Origin of the sequence: Kitasatospora sp. NBC_01250, from assembly GCF_036226465.1 — a bacterium.
Lineage (GTDB): Bacteria > Actinomycetota > Actinomycetes > Streptomycetales > Streptomycetaceae > Kitasatospora.
This window is the reverse complement of sequence record NZ_CP108476.1, coordinates 6473259-6491058: the sequence shown is the minus strand read 5'-3', so window position 1 is coordinate 6491058 and position 17800 is coordinate 6473259. Positions and strand designations below refer to the sequence as shown.

The following is a 17800-nucleotide window of genomic DNA, read 5'->3' as shown; positions in this document are numbered from 1 at the left end:
CCCCCGTTCACCCGAACCGGGGGCGTGGCGCGAGTGGCGCGGGCGCGGATGGTGTGCGTTTGCCACGTAGAACAGGGATGCTGGAGCGGTGATGTACGAGACGGACTTCTGGCAGATCATCGACGAGTGCCGCGACGCCGCCGACGGTGATCCGGACGACCAGGCCGACCTGCTGGTGGAGCGGCTCGCGCAGCTGACGCCGGACGAGGTGATCGACTTCGCGCGACTGTTCGAGGCGCGGTTCCAGCGCGCGTACACCCGGGAGCTGTGGGGTGCCGCCTACCTGATGCTGGGCGGCGCGTCGGAGGACGCCTTCGACTACTTCCGCTGCTGGCTGATCGCGCAGGGCCGGGAGGTGTTCGAGGGGGCGCTCTACCACCCGGACGACCTGGCGGAGCTGGTGCCCGACTTCGACGAGGAGGAGGACGGCGACGCCGAGGAGTTCGGCTACGCCGCCGACGAGGCGCACGAGCAGCTGACCGGGCTGCCGCTGCCGGACCTGGGCAACAACCAGCCCCGGCTGCCCGAGGGGCCGCGGTTCGACTTCGCCGACGGTGCGGAGATGGCGAAACGATTCCCCAAGTTGTGGGAGATCTACGGGGATTGAGGCGCACCTGAGCGCCCGGACGCCGGCCGGCGTCCGGGCGCTCAGGTGGCGTTCGGGGCGGTGGCCGCCGGCTGGATGCCGGTGGCGATCTGGTCCAGCACGGCGGGGCCCGGGGCCTGCGGGTCGTCGTCCACCGAGCCCACCATGGTGGTGAAGCCGCCGCCGGGGGCCGGCAGGGCGATCAGCAGCAGGTAGCCGGGGCCGGCCTGGGCGGGCACCACGTGCCAGCGGACCGCGAAGCCGCTCTGCCCGGCCACCGTGACCGGTCCGCTGGCCAGCTCCTCGTGCGAGTCGAGCTGGCCGAAGAGCTGCGGCGCGTAGTCGGACATGGTCTGGCGGGCCACCGTCTGCGCGTCCGGGCCGCTCGCCGTCCTGCTGTCGATCTCGAAGTTGCCGCGCACGCAGCCGCCCGGGGTGGCGCACTGGTAGGGGCCGGTGACCAGCAGGAGGGTGGTGGCGGCGTCGTGCTGGGCGACGGACCAGCCCTGGGGCAGCGGGACGCTCCAGTTGTGCGCGGCGTCCGGCACCGGTCCGGCGCCGGGCGAGGCCGGGGACGCGTCCGGCGGGACACTGCCCGGCGAGGCCGTGCCGGGGGCGGGGATGCCGGGCGGGAGGGCGCCGGCCCCGGCCGACGGCGGCCCGGCGGGCGTGGTGGCGGGGCCGGTGGGGCGCACGGGTGCGCCGTTGCCGGACGGGCCGGTGGCGCTCGGCAGCGGGCCGTGGCCGGCGGCGGGCGGCAGCGCCGCGGCGACGGGCCTGCTGCGACTGCTGTGCAGGAACACGATCGAGACCCCGACCGTGAGCACCACCACGATCAGCGCCCCCGCCAGCGCTCCGACGATCAGGCCGGTGCGCCTGCGGGCGGGCGGCGGTGCCGGGTAGCCGGGCGACCGGTAGCCGAAGGGCGGCGGCACCGCCGCGGGGCCCGGCAGCAGCGGCGCGGGGGCCTGCGGCTGGGCCGGGGCCTGGGCCGGGGTCGCAACCGGCGCGGGGTAGCCGTAGCCGATGCCCTCGGCCGGCTCGGGTATGGCCGGATGGCCGTAGGCCGGGGAGGCGTCGGAGAGCGAGCTGGGCGGCTCGGCGGGACCGGCGACCACCGGCCGGGCGGACGGCTGGGGGGCCGGTGCGGGGGCGAGCGGCGGGGCCGGCGGGACGGCTCCGGGCGGTAGGACGGCTCCAAGCGGCGGGGCCGTCGGGACGGCTCCGGGCGGCGGGACGGCCGACGGCGGCGCGGCCCCGTCCCGGCTCCCGTGCGGGGCCGTGGCGAACGGCGCACCCGACGGCGGCAGCGGCCGGGTGCGGGCGGTCCACGCCGTACCGTCCCAGAAGCGCTCGCGGGCGCCGTGTGCGCCTGCGGCGGGCTCCGGGTCGGGGTACCAGCCGGGAGGGGTGAAGTTGCTCACCGCCGTACCGTATCGGGCCCGGTGAACCCACGTCAGCGGTGCCCCGACCAGCGGCGCGCAGGCGGGTCGCGGTCCGCCCGGCCGCCGGGTCCTGCCAGGATGGCGGCATGCGCATCGCTGTCACCGGTTCCTCGGGCCTGATCGGCTCCGCCCTCGTCCGCTCGCTGCTGGCCGACGGCCACCAGGTGGTACGGCTGGTGCGCCACCGCCAGGCGCTGGGCCCGCGGCCCGACGGCTCGGTGGCGATCGGCTGGAACCCGGCCCGCGGCGAGCTGGACCGGGCCGGCCTGGAGGGCACCGGGGCGGTGGTGCACCTGGCGGGCGCCGGGGTGGCCGAGCGCCGCTGGACCCCCGCCTACAAACAGGAGATCCACGACAGCCGGGTGCTCGGCACCCGCACGCTGGCCACCGTGCTGCCGACCCTGGACACCCCGCCCGCCGTGCTGGTCAGCGGCTCGGCCGTCGGGTACTACGGGCAGACCGGGGCCCGGCCGATCGACGAGACGGCACCGGCCGGGGACGACTTCCTGGCCCGGGTCTGCATGGACTGGGAGGGCGCGGCGCAGCCCGCCGCCGACGCCGGGATCCGGGTGGTCCACCCGCGCACCGGGCTGGTGCTCAGCGCGGCCGGCGGTGCCGGCGGGCGGCTGTTCCCGCTCTTCAAACTGGGGCTCGGCGGCCGGCTGGGCTCCGGGCAGCAGTACTGGAGCTTCATCTCGCTGGCCGACCAGGTCGCCGCGCTGCGGTTCCTGATCGACCACCCGGAGCTGACCGGTCCGGTCAACCTGACTGCGCCGGAGCCGGTGACCAACGCCGAGCTCACCGCCTCGCTGGGCCGGGTGCTGCGGCGCCCGACGCCTTTCCCGGTACCGGAGTTCGCGTTGCAGCTGGCGCTGGGCGAGATGGCGGTGGAGGTGGTGGGCAGCCACCGGGTGCTGCCGGCCAAGCTGCTGGCGGCGGGGTTCGCCTTCGCCCACCCGGAGGTCGACCAGGCGGTGCGCGCCGCGCTCTGAGCCGGGTCCGTCCGCTGCCGGCGCAGCGCGCAGAGGGGCGCACGCTACGGCGCACGGCGCCCGCGCATGCCCCCAGGCGTGCTACCGGCGCAGGGCGGAGCCCATCGATCCGGGCCAATGCCCTTGCCTGATCAAGCTTCTGACGGGGCATCACCCCGGGGAACCGTCCCGGCACCCCGCAGCCGTCCGCCGGCCGGAGCTCCGGGACCAGGGAGGGAGCTCGCTCGTGACGCCACAGGACATCACCCGCCGCAACCGCGACGACGACCCCGATGTGATCGTCGTCGGTGCGGGTCTGGCCGGCCTGGCCGCCGCCCGGTCGCTGACCTCCGCCGGACTGGACGTCCAGGTGCTGGAGGCGACCGAGCGGATCGGCGGCCGGATGGCCGGCCACCACCTGGACGGCTACCGGCTGGACCACGGTGGTCAACTGCTCAACACCGGCTTCCCCGAGCTGGTGCGCCGACTCGACCTGGACGGGTTGGAACTGCGCCCGCTGGCCCCCGGCGTGCTGGTGCACAGCGGTGGACGCCGCTACCGGGTCGGCGACCCGCACCTGCCGACCGCCCGCCAGGCCACCAGCCGCTCACCACTGGGCAGCCCGCTGGAGAAGGCCCGGCTGGGGTCGGCGCTCAGCCGGCTGGCCGCCGCCCCGGCCCAGCGGCTGCTGGCCCGCCCCGAGACCAGTACCGCCCGCGCGCTGGCGGAGCGCGGACTGCCGCCCAAGATGGTGGACGGCTTCCTGCGCCCACTGCTCACCGCGCTGCTCAGCGACCCGGCGCTCGGCACCAGCAGCCGGGTCGCCGACCTGGTGCTGCGCGGCTACGCCCGCGGTCACCTCGCGCTGCCCGCCGCCGGCACCGCGGCCGTCCCCGAACAGCTGGCCGCCGGCCTGCCGGCGGGCACGGTGCGGCTGGGCGTGCGGGTGACGGCGGTCGGCGCGGACGGGGTGTGGACCGAGGAGCACGGACGCCTCGGCGCGCGCGCCGTGGTGCTGGCCACCGACGCCCGGTCGGCGGCCGAGCTGCTGCCGGGCCTGCGGTTACCCGACTTCCACCCGGTGACGACCTACTACCACACCGCCGCCGGGACGCCGCTGGAGGAGGCGGTGCTGCTGCTGGACGGCGACCGCACACACGGACCCGCGCCCGTCTCGCACTCGCTGGTGCTCAGCCAGGTGCACGCGTCCTACGCCCCGGCGGGCCGCACGCTGGTGGCCACCACCGTGCTCGGCCGCCGCGCCTTCGGCACCGGCGGGCCCGCCGCCCTGGAACCGGCGGTGCGCGCGCGGCTGACCGAGCTCTACGGGGTGTCGACGCGCGAGTGGGAGTTCCTGAGCGTGCGCCACCTGCCGGACGCGGTACCGGCGATGCCGCCACCGCACAACCTGCGCCGCCCGGTGCGGGTGCTGGCCGGGCTCTACGTCTGCGGCGACCACCGGGACACCAGCAGCGCCCAGGGTGCGCTGGTGTCAGGGCGGCGGGCCGCCGAGGCGGTGCTGCGCGACCTGGACGTGTCCCGGTCGACCGAGGTCAGCCAGGCACGGGCGGCCTGAGCGTTCGGACCGGCCGACGGGAGCCCGGGCAGCACGATCGACCTGCTCGTCCACGCCGAGGGCTTCACCGCCGCCACACCGGTTAAGGGGGCGGCGGTGAAGCCGGCGCAGCGGCAGCTCAGCGCGGTCGGTGGCCGATGGGCGCTCAGATCACCCCCGCCTGCCGGGCCGACTCCTCAAAGGCGCGGGCCGCCGGGCTGCCGCGGTAGGGGGCCAGCCGGCGGTGGAAGTCGCGCAGGTACTCCACCGTGCGGGCCGAGCGCATCTCCCCAGCCGCGCGCAGCGCCTCGGTGGCCAGCGCGCAGGACTCGTCCAGGTCGCCCATGCCGAGCCGGGCGGCGGCCAGCACGATCCGGCAGAAGACCCGGCTGCGCGCGTAGGCGGCGCCGCGCAGCCGCAGCGACTTCTCCGCGTGCTGGGCGGCCGGGCGCCACTGCTGGAGGTCCCGGTAGCAGTGGGCGAACTCGTCGGCGAGCTGGGCCTCGTCGAAGTAGCGGGCCCAGCTGGGCAGGTCGTCGCCGCTGCGGGCGAGCGCGAGGGCCCGCTCGGAGCGGACCAGCGCCGTGGTGCACGAGCGGGCGTCGCCCAGGACGCCGTGCCCGCGCGCCTCGGCGGCGTGCATCAGCGCCTGGATGGTGGCCGGGGCCGCGGTGCCGACGCCCTGCTGCGCCACCCTGGCCAGCTGGACCGCCTCCCGGCCGTGGCCGAGGTGCACCGCCTGCTGGCTCATGGTGATCAGCACATGGCCGCCGAGCACCCGGTCGCCGGCCGCCTGGGAGAGCCGCAGCGCCTGGACGAAGTAGCGCTGCGCCAGGCCGTGCGCGGCGATGTCGAAGGACGTCCAGCCGGCCAGCCTGGTGAGGTCGGCGACGGCGGCGAACAGCGCCCGGCCGATCTGCTCGCCGTAGCGGCCCCGCAGCATCGGCTCGGCCTCGCTCTCCAGGTAGCGCACCAGCGCCTGGCGGGCGTGGCCGCCGCCGTAGGCGTTGTCCAGCGCGCGGAACAGGTCGCCGACCGCCCGGACGGCGGCGATGTCGCCGCGCCCGACCCGCAGACCCGCGCGGGCCACCCGCGCGCTCGCCTCGGCCGGGCCGGCCTGGGCCGGCAGGGTCGCCGTCCTGGTGCCGGAGACCAGCGGTCGCCGTGCCTGCGAGGGCACCCGCCCCGCCGGGGTGACCCGGGGCGCGGCGGGCCCGGCCCCGCGGGGCGGCGGGTCGGCGTGGTCCACGGCCGGGTCGAGCCGGGCCAGCGGGCCGTCCGGTCCGGCGACGTAGATGCCCGCCGAACCGTCCCGGGCCACCTGCTCGTCGCTGCGGCCGATCAGCCAGTCCCGGCTGGGCACCACCAGGCCGGCCGGGGTGAAGGCGATCCGGCGCAGCTCGGACTGCGGCCCGGTGTCCTTGCGCCACATGCTGGCGACGATGTCCACGGCCTCCTGCGGGGTCTCGGCGAACTCCAGGCCCGCGTAGACCGGGGCGCAGGCGTCCAGGCCGATGTCCTGGGCGGACAGCCGCCGGCCGAGCCGCCGGGTGAAGACCTCCGCGATCAGGGCGGGGGTGGCGCCCCTGGGCTGCTGACCGCGCAGCCAGCGGGTGACCGAGGTCTTGTCGTAGCGCAGGTCGAGCCCGTGCTCCAGGCCCAGCTGGTCGACCCGGCGGGCCAGGCCCGCGTGCGAGAAGCCGGCCTCCTCGATCAGCGCGGCGAGCAGCGGGTTCTGCGCGCGGGCGGACTCGGCGCGGGCCGGGGTCTCGCCCGGTGGGCTGTGGTGGAGCTCGGCCGGCCCCAGCGGATGGTCGTCGGGGCGGTGCTGGAGGTCGTCGTCGTCCAGGCCGGGCCGACCCTCCAGGGGGCGCGGCTCGTGCAGTGCGTCCTCGCCGTCCAGATCGTCCAGCCGGTGCTGGCCGTCCGGACCGTGCTGGTCGTCCAGCCGGTGCTGGTCGTCCAGATCGTGCTGGTCGTCCAGATCGTGCTGGTCGTGCTGCTGGCTGTGCTGGTCGTCCGGCCGGTGCGCGCGGCGGTCGGCGAGCGGCGAGCCGTCCTGGCGTTGCGAGGGCAGGGCGGGCGCGCCGGAACGGTCCGGCTCGCCACGCCGTTCGTGCGGGGCCAGCGGGTCGAGCGGATCGTAGGCCGGGCTGTCGGTTGCAGGCCGTTGGGACATGTCAGTCAACACCTCTCGGACGCCGCGGTCCGGCCCCCCGGTGCCGTGCGCGACGCCCCTGTCGGGAATCGGCGTGAATGTAGCGAGCATTCGGGCGCTATGGGTGGATCTGGGCGGGCAATCCTCCGAACGGGTGAAGAGCACGCGTCCGTTCTGAGGAAGGTGCGGCGCTCGGGGTTTGGGCCGCGCGCGCCCCGAGCGCGCCCTCCCACCATGGCTTTCACCGCTACTCGTGTGCCGATGACTGTGGCGGCGGAGCACACGTCACGGCCTTCCCGACCGGCGCCGTGATCTGACAGCATGTCGGGCACCATGGACGACCCCGGCGCCCCACCCGCCGGCGACACCGCCGGCGACCCGTCCGTCAACACCGCCGCCCCGGCGCTGCGACGGCTGCTCGACCTGCTCGCCGCCGGGGCCGCCGCCGAGGACTTCCCCGAGGTGCTCGCCGAGGCCCGCCGTCTGGGCGCCTCCCCCGCCGTGCTCGCCGAGCTGGAGGAGGGCACCCGGCAGGCGCTGCGGGTGCACCGGACGCTGCGTCAGCATCGGCGCCGTGAGGTCGAGTTGACGGCGCTCTTCGACACCGCCACCGACCTGGCCGCCTCCCGCGACCTGGACGCGGTGCTGCGCGCGATCGTGCGCCGGGCCCGGCAGCTGCTGGGCACCGACACCGCCTACCTGACGCTGCCCGACCCGGCGGCCGGGGACACCTACATGCGGGTCACCGACGGCTCGGTCTCGCCACTCTTCCAAGGGTTGCGGCTGGGCCTCGGGGACGGCCTGGGCGGCCTGGTCGCGCAGCGGGCCCGGCCGTACGCGACCGGCGACTACCGCACCGACGAGCGGTTCCGGCACACCGGCCGGATCGACGCCGGGGTGCTGGAGGAGGGTCTGGTGGCGATCCTCGGGGTGCCGCTGCTGGTGGGCGCCGACCCTTCCGAGACAGGCCCCAGGGTGATCGGGGTGCTGTTCGCCGCCGACCGCGCGCCGCGCGTCTTCGCGCCCGACCAGGTGGCCCTGCTCTGCTCGCTGGCCGCGCACGCCGCGGTCGCCCTGGACACCGCGGGCGTGCTGGCCGACACCCGCACGGCGCTGGCCGAACTGAACGCCGCCAACGCCGGGTTGAACACCGCCAACACCGTCATCCAGGCGCACGCGACCGCCGTCCAGCGCGCCGAGCAGGCCCACGACCGGCTCACCGACCTGGTGCTGCGCGGCGCCGACCTGGCGGAGCTGGCCGCCGAGATGGCCACCCTGCTGGGCGGCGAGGTCGCGGTCCACGACGCCGAGGGGCACCCGCTGTCGGGCCGTCAGACCGCGCCGCGCCGACTGGCCGAGGCCGTGGAGCGCTCGCGCACCGAGGGGCGGGCGGTGCGGCACGACGGCGGATGGGTGCACGCGGTGCTGGCCGGGCAGGAGCCGCTGGGCAGCCTGGTGCTGCGCGGGCCGGACGCGCTGGACGACCCGGACCGGCGGCTGTTCGAACGGGCCGGCGTGGTGACCGCGCTGCTCCTGCTGCTGCGCCGCTCGGTCGCCGAGGGCGAGAACCGGGTCCGCGGCGAACTGCTCACCGACCTGCTGACCTCCCCCGACCGCGACCAGGCCGGGCTGCTGGCCCGCGGGCGCCGCCTCGGGGTGGACCTCGCCCGCGGCCACCTGCTGCTGGTCGCCGAGGCCGAGCCGGACGGGCGGGCCCGGCTCGCCGGCGCCGCCGCGCAGTACCTGTTCGGGCTGCGCGGCCGGGGCGGCGCCCGCGGGGTGAGCGCCGAGCACGACGAGGCGGTGGTGCTGCTGCTCCCGCAGGACGCCGCCGGCCCGCCCGAACAGGCCGCCCGGGAGGCCGCCGAGCGGCTGGCCAGGCTGACCGGCGGACCCGTGACGGTGGGCGCCGGACGCCCCGCCACCGGGCCGCCGGCCCTCGCGGCCGCCTGCGCCGAGGGCCGGCGCTGCGTGCGCGCGCTGCGGGTGCTGGGCCGGGCCGGACAGGGGGCCTCGGTCGAGTCGCTGGGCTTCCTCGGCGTGCTGCTCGGCGACGGGCACCAGGTGAGCGGCTTCGTCACCCGCACGCTCGGACCGCTGCTGGCCTACGACGCGCGCCGGGGCACCGAGCTGGTGCACACGCTGCGGGCCTACTTCGCCTGCGGCGGCAGCCTGACCCGGGCCAAGGACGAGCTGCACGTGCACGTGAACACCGTCGTCCAGCGCCTGGACCGGGTGGGACAGCTGCTCGGGGCCGACTGGCAGGAGCCGGAGCGGGCGCTGGAGCTGCAGCTGGCGCTGCGCCTGCAGCTGCTGGCCTGAGCCCGCCCGCAGGGCCGTCCGGGTGCCCCGCGACCCCTCTCGGACATCAGATCGAGCGGGCGTACAGTGGCGAGGTTGGGTCGCGGTCGGTCGCGAACGCCTGGGCAAGGAGCAGCGGTGAGCGAGAACGTGCGGTTCGTCCGGATGCGCATCGGCGAGGGCGCGGTGCCGTACCAGGAGGCGTGGGAGGAGCAGCAGCGGCTGCACGCGCTGCGGCTGGCCGACGAGATCCCCGACACCGTGCTGCTGCTCGAACACCCGCCGGTCTTCACCGCCGGCAAGCGCACCAAGCCCGAGGACCTGCCGCTGGACGACACCCCGGTGGTGCAGGTCAACCGGGGCGGCGAGGGCACCTGGCACGGCCCCGGGCAGCTGGTCGGCTACCCCATCGTCAAGCTGCCGGAGCCGATGGACGTGGTCGCCTACGTCCGCCGGCTGGAGGAGGCGCTGATCCGGGCCTGTGGCGACCTCGGCGTCACCAGCAGCAGGGTGGAGGGCCGCAGCGGGGTCTGGGTGCTGGGCCAGGAGCTGCCCGACGCCGCCGTCGACCCGGCCAAGGTGATCGACATCGGCAAGCTGACCCTGCGCCTGGGCCTGCCGCTGGGCATCGACCCGCGCCTGGCCGGCCCCGAGTACGCGCCCTCCAACGCCGGACAGCGCGGGGACGACCGCAAGCTCGCCGCGATCGGGGTCCGGGTGGCGCGCGGCGTGACGATGCACGGGTTCGCGCTCAACTGCAACCCGGACATGACCTGGTTCGACCGGATCATCCCGTGCGGCATCCGGGACGCAGGCGTCGGCTCGCTCTCCACCGAGCTGGGCCGCGACGTGACCGTCGCCGAGGTGGCGCCGGTGGTGGAGCGGCGGCTGGCCGAGGTCTTCGCCGCGCTGCCCGAGCCCGCGCTGGCCCGCTGAGGCCCTGCCCGAGCCCGCGCTGGCCCGCTGAGACCCTGTCCGAGCACCGGGGCGCTCGGGAATCTCCCGGTGCCGAGCGCTGTTGCCCTGCGAATGCGGGGCACACGCCCAGCACAGGCCGCACAAGCAGAGGCGTACCCTGGGGTACCCCGTCCCACTTCGTTCATAGGAGCCGCACGTGTCCGCTGTCGCGCCCGACGGCAGGAAGCTTCTCCGCCTGGAGGTCCGCAACAGCGAGACCCCCATCGAGCGGAAGCCCGAGTGGATCAAGACCCGGGCGAAGATGGGCCCGGAGTACAACGCCCTCCAGTCGCTGGTGAAGAAGGAGGGGCTGCACACGGTCTGCCAGGAGGCCGGCTGCCCCAACATCTTCGAGTGCTGGGAGGACCGTGAGGCGACCTTCCTGATCGGCGGGGACCAGTGCACCCGGCGCTGCGACTTCTGCCAGATCGACACCGGCAAGCCCGCCGAGTTCGACCGTGACGAGCCGCGCCGGGTGGCCGAGTCGATCGTCACCATGGACCTCAACTACGCCACCATCACCGGCGTCGCCCGCGACGACCTGGCCGACGGCGGCGCCTGGCTGTACGCCGAGACGGTTCGCCAGGTGCACGCGATGACCGCCGAGCGGGCCGCCGGTCGCACCGGCGTCGAGCTGCTGATCCCGGACTTCAACGCGGTGCCCGAGCAGCTGGCCGAGGTCTTCTCCTCGCGTCCCGAGGTACTGGCGCACAACGTCGAGACGGTGCCGCGGATCTTCAAGCGGATCCGCCCGGCGTTCCGCTACGAGCGCTCGCTGGACGTCATCACGCAGGCGCGGGCCGCGGGCCTGGTGACCAAGTCCAACCTGATCCTGGGCATGGGCGAGACCCGCGAGGAGGTCAGCCAGGCGCTGGCCGACCTGGTCGGGGCGGGCTGCGAGCTGATCACCATCACCCAGTACCTGCGCCCCTCGGTGCGCCACCACCCCGTGGAGCGCTGGGTCAAGCCGCAGGAGTTCGTGGAGCTGCAGGAGGAGGCCGAGGAGCTCGGCTTCGCCGGCGTGATGTCCGGGCCGCTGGTGCGCTCCTCCTACCGCGCCGGCCGGCTGTACCGCCAGGCGCTGGAGCACCGCGCGCGCACGACGGTCTGACGCGCGCCTGACGCGTGGTGGGGCCCGGAGCACGCTCCGGGCCCCACCGGCGTATCCGGCCGACGGCTGGCGGCTGGCGGCTGGCGGCTGGCGGCTGGCGGCTGGCGGCTGGGGATGCTCGCGAGGGGACGCCCGCGAGGTGACCCGGGGCTGGCGACGGGTGGCGGCCCGTAACGATTTCCTGCTCGGTTGGACCGAATCGGTACCGGGCTTCGATATCCGATGTCCGCGCCACGTACCATGACCATCATGGCGAGGGAAACATCCGAGACTCCTGGGCGACTCAAGCAGATCCGCCAGGCGTACATCATGACCAAGAAGGTCGACACCAAGATCGGCCTGATCATCGGAGGCGTCGGCCTCCTCACCTTCGGCGTGTTCCTCGCCATCGGTTTCCTGATCGGTCACCCCATCTACCTGGGGATCCTGGGCTTCATCGTGGCTTTCCTGGCCTCGGCCATCGTGTTCGGCCGACGGGCCGAGCGGGCGGCCTTCGGTCAGATGGAGGGCCAGCCGGGCGCTGCGGCGGCCGTGCTGAACAACATCCGGCGTGGCTGGAACGCCAACCCGACCCCGGTGGCCGTCACCCGCAACCAGGACGCGGTCTACCGCGCGGTCGGCCGGCCCGGCATCGCGCTGATCGGCGAGGGCAACCCGAACCGGGTGCGCCCGCTGCTCGCCGCCGAGAAGCGGAAGATGGCCCGCGTGGTGGCCGACGTGCCGGTGCACGACATCATGGTCGGCGACGGCCCGGGCGAGGTGCCGCTGAAGAAGCTGCAGGTCCACCTGATGCGCCTGCCCCGCTCGATCACCCCCGCCCAGGTCACCGAGACCAACGACCGGCTGCGTGCGCTGGGCGACATGCTGTCGAAGGCGCCGATCCCCAAGGGCCCGATGCCCAAGGGTGCCCGGATGCCCAAGGGCGGCCAGGCTCGCTGAGCCCCACCCACCCCCTCGCCCGCCCCGGCCCACCCGGCCGACCGGGCACACCCACGCAAAAGGCCCCGCCTCGGCGGGGCCTTTCCTTTTGCTCCTGCTGCTTGCTGTTACTGCTGCTGTTGTTGTTGCTGCTCCTTGTCCGACTCCGGTGTCAGATCCGGACCTCGACCGTCCCGACCGCCTTGTCGTGCAGGCCGCGCTGGTCACGGTCCCAGACCGCCGCCGGCACCACCAGGCAGAGCAGCAGGGTGCGCAGCAGCATCTGCGGGATGCTCGCCCGTCCGCCGTCCAGCCGCACCACCCGCAGACCGAACAGCCGCTTGCCGATGCTGGTCCCGGTGGTGGAGAGCAGCAGCGCGCTCATCGCGAAGAAGAGCGGCAGGCTCAGCAGGTTGGCCTTGGCCGGGTCGCCGTGGGCGAGCGTGCCGTAGGCGATCAGGCTGGCGATCCAGCCGTCCACGCAGAGTGCGCCGATCCGCCGCAGCGGGCCCGCCATCGAGCCGGGACCCGAGCGCGGGCGGCCCAGCCGCTCACCGCGGTAGCCGAAGTCGGCGCCCATCCGCTCGGCGGCGGCCTTCGGGCCGTCCAACCACGATCCCAGTGCTTCTCTACTGTCCACGAACCCACAGTAGCCGGGCTTACCGGGCGGATCGGCGCCGACTCCCCCTGCGAGTGAATCCGCGTGGCGGGCCCCTTTCAAGTGGTCCAGACCACTTGCAGCGAACGGCGCTGCCGGGGGCCCCTTTTGCCCCCACCCGAGTGACTTTGCCGCCCGTTCGGGCCCGCTGGTTAACATGGGTGAAACGATTGGGTCACCGCAAGGAAACGGCCTGTTCCTATGGTGAGCCGCACCACGGCCGGTTGGGACGACTGGTCCGTGCAGGTCTGGTCCCGGTCAGCGCGGCCGGGCAGAGGAGGACAGTCATGTTCCAGGATGCCGATGAGGTCAAGTCCTACATCGCCGAGAACGACATCAAGTTCGTCGATGTGCGATTCTGCGACCTGCCAGGCGTGATGCAGCACTTCGCCGTCCCCGCGGCCACCTTCGACCCCGCCGAGACGCTGATGTTCGACGGCTCCTCGATCCGCGGCTTCCAGGCGATCCACGAGTCGGACATGGCCCTGGTGCCCGACCTGGCCACGGCACGGCTCGACCCGTTCCGCAAGGACAAGCACCTCAACATCAACTTCTTCATCCAGGACCCGATCACCGGCGAGGCGTACAGCCGCGACCCGCGCAACGTGGCCAAGAAGGCCGAGGCCTACCTCGCCTCCTCCGGCATCGCCGACACCGCCTTCTTCGGCCCCGAGGCCGAGTTCTACGTCTTCGACGAGGCCCGCTTCGAGACCAGCGCGAACGCCTCGTACTACCACATCGACTCCGAGGCCGGCGCGTGGAACAGCGGCCGGATCGAGGAGGGCGGCAACCGCGGCTACAAGGTCAAGTACAAGGGCGGCTACTTCCCGACCCCGCCCGTCGACCACTTCGCCGACCTGCGCGCCGAGATGTCCCTGGAGCTCGCCAACTCCGGCCTGCAGGTGGAGCGTCAGCACCACGAGGTGGGCACCGCGGGCCAGGCCGAGATCAACTACAAGTTCAACACCCTGCTGCACGCGGCCGACGACCTGATGCTGTTCAAGTACATCATCAAGAACGTGGCCTGGCGGAACGGCAAGACGGCCACCTTCATGCCCAAGCCGATCTTCGGCGACAACGGCTCCGGCATGCACGTGCACCAGTCGCTCTGGGTCGACGGCTCGCCGCTCTTCTACGACGAGCAGGGCTACGCGGGCCTGTCCGACATCGCCCGCTACTACATCGGCGGCCTGCTGAAGCACGCGCCCTCGCTGCTGGCCTTCACCAACCCCTCGGTGAACTCCTACCACCGCCTGGTCCCCGGCTTCGAGGCCCCGGTCAACCTGGTCTACTCGCAGCGCAACCGCTCCGCCGCGATCCGCATCCCGATCACCGGCTCCAACGCCAAGGCCAAGCGCATCGAGTTCCGCGCGCCCGACCCGTCGTCCAACCCCTACCTCGCCTTCTCGGCCATGCTGATGGCGGGCCTGGACGGCATCAAGAACAAGATCGAGCCCCTCCAGCCGGTCGACAAGGACCTCTACGAGCTCGCCCCCGACGAGCACGCCGGCGTCCCGCAGGTCCCCTCCTCCCTCCCCGCCGTCCTGGAGGCCCTCGAGGAGGACCACGAGTACCTCCTCGCGGGCGGCGTCTTCACGCCCGACCTGATCGAGACCTGGATCGACTACAAGCGCACCAACGAGATCGCCCCGATCGCCCTGCGGCCGCACCCGCACGAGTTCGAGCTGTACTTCGACCTGTAGGAGTGCCTCCGAGCTGCGGAAACGCAGTTCTATCTCTCAGCGTTTCCGCAGGTCAGGCACCCTCCTGACCTGCGGATACGCTGTCTTCGGACGCGCCGTCGGCCGTCCGACGGCTCGCGATGTGAAATGGGTGCGAAACGGAGAACGGGCCCGCAGGCCGCCGAGCCCGACAGCTTCTCCCGTGCATGGGCCGACAGGCGGCCCTCGCCGGAGGGGAAGTCGGCACCGAGGATCTTGTTGCGCACGCCGAGTTCGAGCTGTACCTCCAAAACGGCAGCGCTACCACCGGCGATCTTCTACCGCAGAGCGCCAAGAGGGCTGAGCGCGACGACGGTGGGAAGACATCGAATGGAAAATACGCCTACGGAGACCCCCTCCTGAGAACCGGAACGGTGCCGGCGGCCCCGCCGGAGCGGCGGGACGGGCGGCATGCACCGGAGTGGCCAACCGGAACGGACCAGGGCCACTAGGTATCGCCGGGCGACCGTCCGCGTCCCAAAGTCTCCACCAACACAGCAGCCTCGCCCGGTGATCAGACCTGGACAGTCCCAGCAGCCCTCCCAGGGCTAACCGACCGGATCGACCTCGGACCTTGGACTTCGAGCGAGGCGACTTGTGTGCCATCACGCGGCACCAGTGGAAACTAGCAGAAGCATAAGTGGCAGGACGCGTAACCCACACTCAAGAGGATGGGCACGTCCCGCCGCTTAGCTTCTGTCATCGCCTCCTCCCCCCATGGCCACCAATCCACCGGATTGGAGGCGTGCTGGAGCAGGTACGGCGACGTCGCGTTCGCGAGTCGGTTCATACCGGCATCGTCGCACGATCCGGACTGTCCAGCCCAGTTTCCGAGAGACAGGTGTGTCCAGCCCTACAGACCCACTGGGGCAAGGTCAGCCCGCGCCACATGGCAAGACATAGATGTCGACTGCGAGGCGTTGACCTCAGTTGGTAGGCTCTTGCGTCGAGGGACCGTGGCAGTAGAGATCGTCGGCTGCGAGCGTCCGGTAGGTGACGCCTTCACAGCTGTTGAGGTCGACGGCGAGCCGGGTCTCTGCTTGCTCCCGTAGGTAGTCACGGACCATGCATGCACCACCGCGTTTGCGCTGCTTGTCGACACCGTACGTCACATCGGAGATCGCGCGGTTGGCTTCGATGGCATAGCGCTTCCCGAGCTCGAAGAGCGTGAAGTGGTTCTTGACCCGCGTGGTGAGTGTGGCATCCCAGGACGCCGGTGGGCTGACGAAGAAACGCAGTTGCACTGTGCCGAAATCATGGATCGTACGTGCGTCCAGCCAGCTCTCATGGGAGATCCGGTCGAGGTATGGATGCAGGATCGTGTTCTCTGCATTATCCGGACGCTTATTGCCCTTGATTAAATTACACCGCTCACAGACGGGGACCAGGTTGAGCGGATCCACGCACAGTGCAGGGAAGAGGCTCTTCGGCATGAAGTGGTCGAGCTGGCGGACGGTGCCCTGTCGGCACAACGGGCACCGTTCGTTGGGTGGAGCGGCCATCAGCTCGTCGCGAATTACCCGCCCCCCGACGGTCTGCATGCCGTTTTCGTACACCCATTCCACGAAGGTGCCACCAGCAATCTCAGGAACCGTAAAGTCCTTCGCGTCAAGGTCGTGCAGGTCCCTGGCAGCCGCGGCTTCGCGCAGCATCTGGCTGGCCTTCCGCACGGTGTCAGCCGCCTTGAGCAGCCGCTCGCGCCGCCCTTCCGCCGTGGTGCTGCGGGCGACGCATGCCTGGTAGCTATCACTTGCCTTCCGCATGGGGACCTCCAGGGGCCACATCAGAGGGGACCATCCGTCTTCTCTGCGAGGAGGATCCGGACCAGCCCCTTTGCCTCTCCGCCGAGCTTGCCGTCAAAATGGGCGAGGACTTCTTCGTATGAATCCAGCGCGGCCACCGCCCTGCCGATCTCCGCATAGAAGCCAGACTCCATCACCTCGAGCCCGAATACCTCGTGGGTCAGCACGCCGACGTTCTCACCGTACGTCTCAATCTGAGGGCGCTCGACGCGGCTACTCTCGCCTTGGCGTATAAGCTTGTAGACGCAGGACTGCGGCATCGCCTGTAGCACGACAGGCGAATGTGTAGCGACTACGGCGACACCGTTGCGGTCGGCCAACAAGCTAGACAATGCCTGTATGAAGGAAGCCAGCAGTGGCGGATGCAAGTGGGCCTCGGGCTCGTCCACCAGGACTAGAGACTGCTCCGCCACAAGACGCACGAGCTGTGTCATGGTCAGTACCACAATCGCGTGACCTGAGCTCATCCGCCCAAAGGCAGCGGCCAGGTCACGCACGTCGGAGTCCGTGACTTTCATGCCGGCCCGTATGTCTCGGGCGTAGGCCGCGATAGCGGAGTCTGCGAACTGCGGGTCACGGCTTAGCAGCATCATGGTGTCGCGCCAGCGCATGAGGTCACGCGAGTCGATGATGGCGTGGACTCCAGCGCTGAAGGCCGCTTGCAGTCGTTGCTGCTGGGTGCCGGTAGACAGATCATCGAGCGAAGTGCTTTGCAGGCCGACGTAGGTGTACTTCACCGCTCGGGGATCACTCTCCTCGACCATTTCGACGAAGGGATCGAACGCGCTGAAGGTGACTGACACCACGTTCACAAACCGCTCGCCGTCTGGGGACGTAGACGTCGGGAGCACATCCACGCGGCCGAATTCCGCGTGCCTCTCGGGCAAGACAACCGCAGCGGCGAGATTCCGCAGCAAAGTCGTCTTGCCAACCCCGTTGCGGCCGATGAGGGCGTGGATATTGCTGGACGGCCTGGAGTCAGGATCGACCTTGAAGTCGAGAGTGCTCTCAGCGCCATGCCCCGGTGCGGTGTAGCGGAACCGGTACTCGGTTAGCCGGACTCCGCCACGGGCGATCCGGTTAAACTGCGCCCTGACCGTCTGTTCCTCAACCGTCCGCAACAGTGATGAGCGTGTCACTGGGTACTGCATAGCAGTCTCAAGAAGGTCGGGGTTGTAGGCAACGTCAGAGAGCCCTCGAAGGATCTCTTCCCGTCTGTCGTGTCCGAGCTTCTTGATGTTGTCGTAGTAGTGGTCGCTCTGCCCGAGGGAGAAGAGTTCACCCGGTGGCGAGCCATCGTAAACCCCGGCACGGATAGGGCTGGGGCCGTCCCCCTGCCCGGCGACGGCGACCTTGACAAAACCTAGGTTCGTCTGCTTCTGCGAGTCTCGGTACCAAAGCGTATAGCTGGTACGGAAACCGAAGTCATCCCAGTCATCGGCCACTAGGACCGCAGCCTCGGGGCCTGAGCGCACTGGCGCATCTTGGGGTAGGACAATGAACTTCACCGGGTCGATCCTCCGATTCTGCGGCGGACACCCGCACTTCGGTCGAACTGAGTTCGAATCCTATCGCCCCGCTCCGACAGAACGATCGCGACGTCGCCGGTTCAAGGGC

13 protein-coding genes and 1 pseudogene are annotated in these 17800 nt (G+C 72.1%); 8 read left to right on the top strand and 6 right to left on the bottom strand.

What is annotated here, in order from left to right; translation table 11 throughout:
* Positions 1–91 precede the first annotated feature (91 nt).
* Entirely contained in the window at positions 92–607 is a 516-nt protein-coding gene (locus OG500_RS27440; protein WP_327069519.1) for a DUF4240 domain-containing protein, read from the top strand.
* Between the two features lie 41 nt (positions 608–648).
* Here the strand turns inward: OG500_RS27440 and OG500_RS27435 are convergent, their stop codons facing one another.
* Entirely contained in the window at positions 649–2010 is a 1362-nt protein-coding gene (locus OG500_RS27435; RefSeq protein ID WP_329584048.1) for a DUF2510 domain-containing protein, read from the bottom strand.
* Between the two features lie 107 nt (positions 2011–2117).
* Here OG500_RS27435 and OG500_RS27430 point away from each other — a divergent pair, with 107 nt between their 5' ends.
* Both OG500_RS27430 and OG500_RS27425 read left to right on the top strand, forming a co-directional pair.
* The gene (locus OG500_RS27430) at positions 2118–3023 is read left to right on the top strand and encodes a TIGR01777 family oxidoreductase (protein ID WP_327069517.1); all 906 of its coding nucleotides are present in this window, start codon (positions 2118–2120) and stop codon (positions 3021–3023) included.
* Positions 3024–3249: 226 nt separating this feature from the next.
* Entirely contained in the window at positions 3250–4578 is a 1329-nt protein-coding gene (locus OG500_RS27425; RefSeq protein ID WP_329584046.1) for an NAD(P)/FAD-dependent oxidoreductase, read from the top strand.
* 145 nt (positions 4579–4723) lie between these two features.
* Here OG500_RS27425 and OG500_RS27420 read toward each other — a convergent pair whose 3' ends face one another.
* On the bottom strand, positions 4724–6364 hold the full coding sequence (locus tag OG500_RS27420; RefSeq protein WP_442789365.1) for a regulator: 1641 nt from the start codon (positions 6362–6364) through the stop codon (positions 4724–4726).
* A 684-nt stretch (positions 6365–7048) separates the two neighbouring features.
* Between OG500_RS27420 and OG500_RS27415 the strand changes: the two genes are divergently transcribed.
* The 4 genes from OG500_RS27415 (at position 7049) to OG500_RS27400 (ending at position 12023) form a co-directional block, all read left to right on the top strand.
* Positions 7049–9037: a helix-turn-helix domain-containing protein gene (locus tag OG500_RS27415; protein WP_327069515.1), complete on the top strand. Its 1989-nt coding sequence runs from the start codon at positions 7049–7051 to the stop codon at positions 9035–9037.
* Between the two features lie 144 nt (positions 9038–9181).
* On the top strand, positions 9182–9952 hold the full coding sequence (lipB, locus tag OG500_RS27410) for a lipoyl(octanoyl) transferase LipB (RefSeq protein WP_327071705.1): 771 nt from the start codon (positions 9182–9184) through the stop codon (positions 9950–9952).
* A 178-nt stretch (positions 9953–10130) separates the two neighbouring features.
* A complete protein-coding gene (gene lipA / locus OG500_RS27405) occupies positions 10131–11084 on the top strand; it encodes a lipoyl synthase (protein WP_327069514.1) in 954 nt (317 codons plus the stop codon).
* Positions 11085–11333: 249 nt separating this feature from the next.
* Positions 11334–12023: a DUF4191 domain-containing protein gene (locus OG500_RS27400; RefSeq protein WP_327069513.1), complete on the top strand. Its 690-nt coding sequence runs from the start codon at positions 11334–11336 to the stop codon at positions 12021–12023.
* A gap of 151 nt (positions 12024–12174) precedes the next feature.
* On the opposite strand, the gene OG500_RS27395 is transcribed toward OG500_RS27400, so the two are convergent.
* Positions 12175–12642 (bottom strand): RDD family protein, encoded by a 468-nt coding sequence (locus tag OG500_RS27395; RefSeq protein ID WP_327069512.1) that lies wholly within the window; start codon positions 12640–12642, stop codon positions 12175–12177.
* A gap of 305 nt (positions 12643–12947) precedes the next feature.
* Between OG500_RS27395 and glnA the strand changes: the two genes are divergently transcribed.
* Positions 12948–14363 carry a type I glutamate--ammonia ligase gene (gene glnA / locus OG500_RS27390; protein WP_329584042.1) on the top strand — a complete coding sequence of 472 codons (1416 nt, stop codon included), beginning with the start codon at positions 12948–12950 and terminating at the stop codon, positions 14361–14363.
* A gap of 652 nt (positions 14364–15015) precedes the next feature.
* Here glnA and OG500_RS27385 read toward each other — a convergent pair.
* The 3 genes and pseudogenes from OG500_RS27385 to OG500_RS27375 all read right to left on the bottom strand — a co-directional run.
* Positions 15016–15171, bottom strand: a pseudogene (locus tag OG500_RS27385) (DUF255 domain-containing protein); the annotation flags it as partial.
* Positions 15172–15307: 136 nt separating this feature from the next.
* On the bottom strand, positions 15308–16144 hold the full coding sequence (locus tag OG500_RS27380; protein ID WP_329584040.1) for an HNH endonuclease: 837 nt from the start codon (positions 16142–16144) through the stop codon (positions 15308–15310).
* Positions 16145–16164: 20 nt separating this feature from the next.
* Positions 16165–17691: an AAA family ATPase gene (locus tag OG500_RS27375; protein ID WP_329584038.1), complete on the bottom strand. Its 1527-nt coding sequence runs from the start codon at positions 17689–17691 to the stop codon at positions 16165–16167.
* Positions 17692–17800: the final 109 nt, after the last annotated feature.

What these genes read in the sequence shown, in the direction of transcription:
- OG500_RS27440 (WP_327069519.1), top strand. Translation starts at nt 92, where the DNA reads ATGTACGAGACGGACTTCTGGCAGATCATCGACGAGTGCCGCGACGCC.
- OG500_RS27430 (WP_327069517.1), top strand. Translation starts at nt 2,118, where the DNA reads ATGCGCATCGCTGTCACCGGTTCCTCGGGCCTGATCGGCTCCGCCCTC.
- OG500_RS27415 (WP_327069515.1), top strand. Translation starts at nt 7,049, where the DNA reads ATGGACGACCCCGGCGCCCCACCCGCCGGCGACACCGCCGGCGACCCG.
- lipB (WP_327071705.1), top strand. Translation starts at nt 9,182, where the DNA reads ATGCGCATCGGCGAGGGCGCGGTGCCGTACCAGGAGGCGTGGGAGGAG.
- OG500_RS27400 (WP_327069513.1), top strand. Translation starts at nt 11,334, where the DNA reads ATGGCGAGGGAAACATCCGAGACTCCTGGGCGACTCAAGCAGATCCGC.
- glnA (WP_329584042.1), top strand. Translation starts at nt 12,948, where the DNA reads ATGTTCCAGGATGCCGATGAGGTCAAGTCCTACATCGCCGAGAACGAC.
- OG500_RS27380 (WP_329584040.1), bottom strand. Translation starts at nt 16,144, where the DNA reads ATGCGGAAGGCAAGTGATAGCTACCAGGCATGCGTCGCCCGCAGCACC.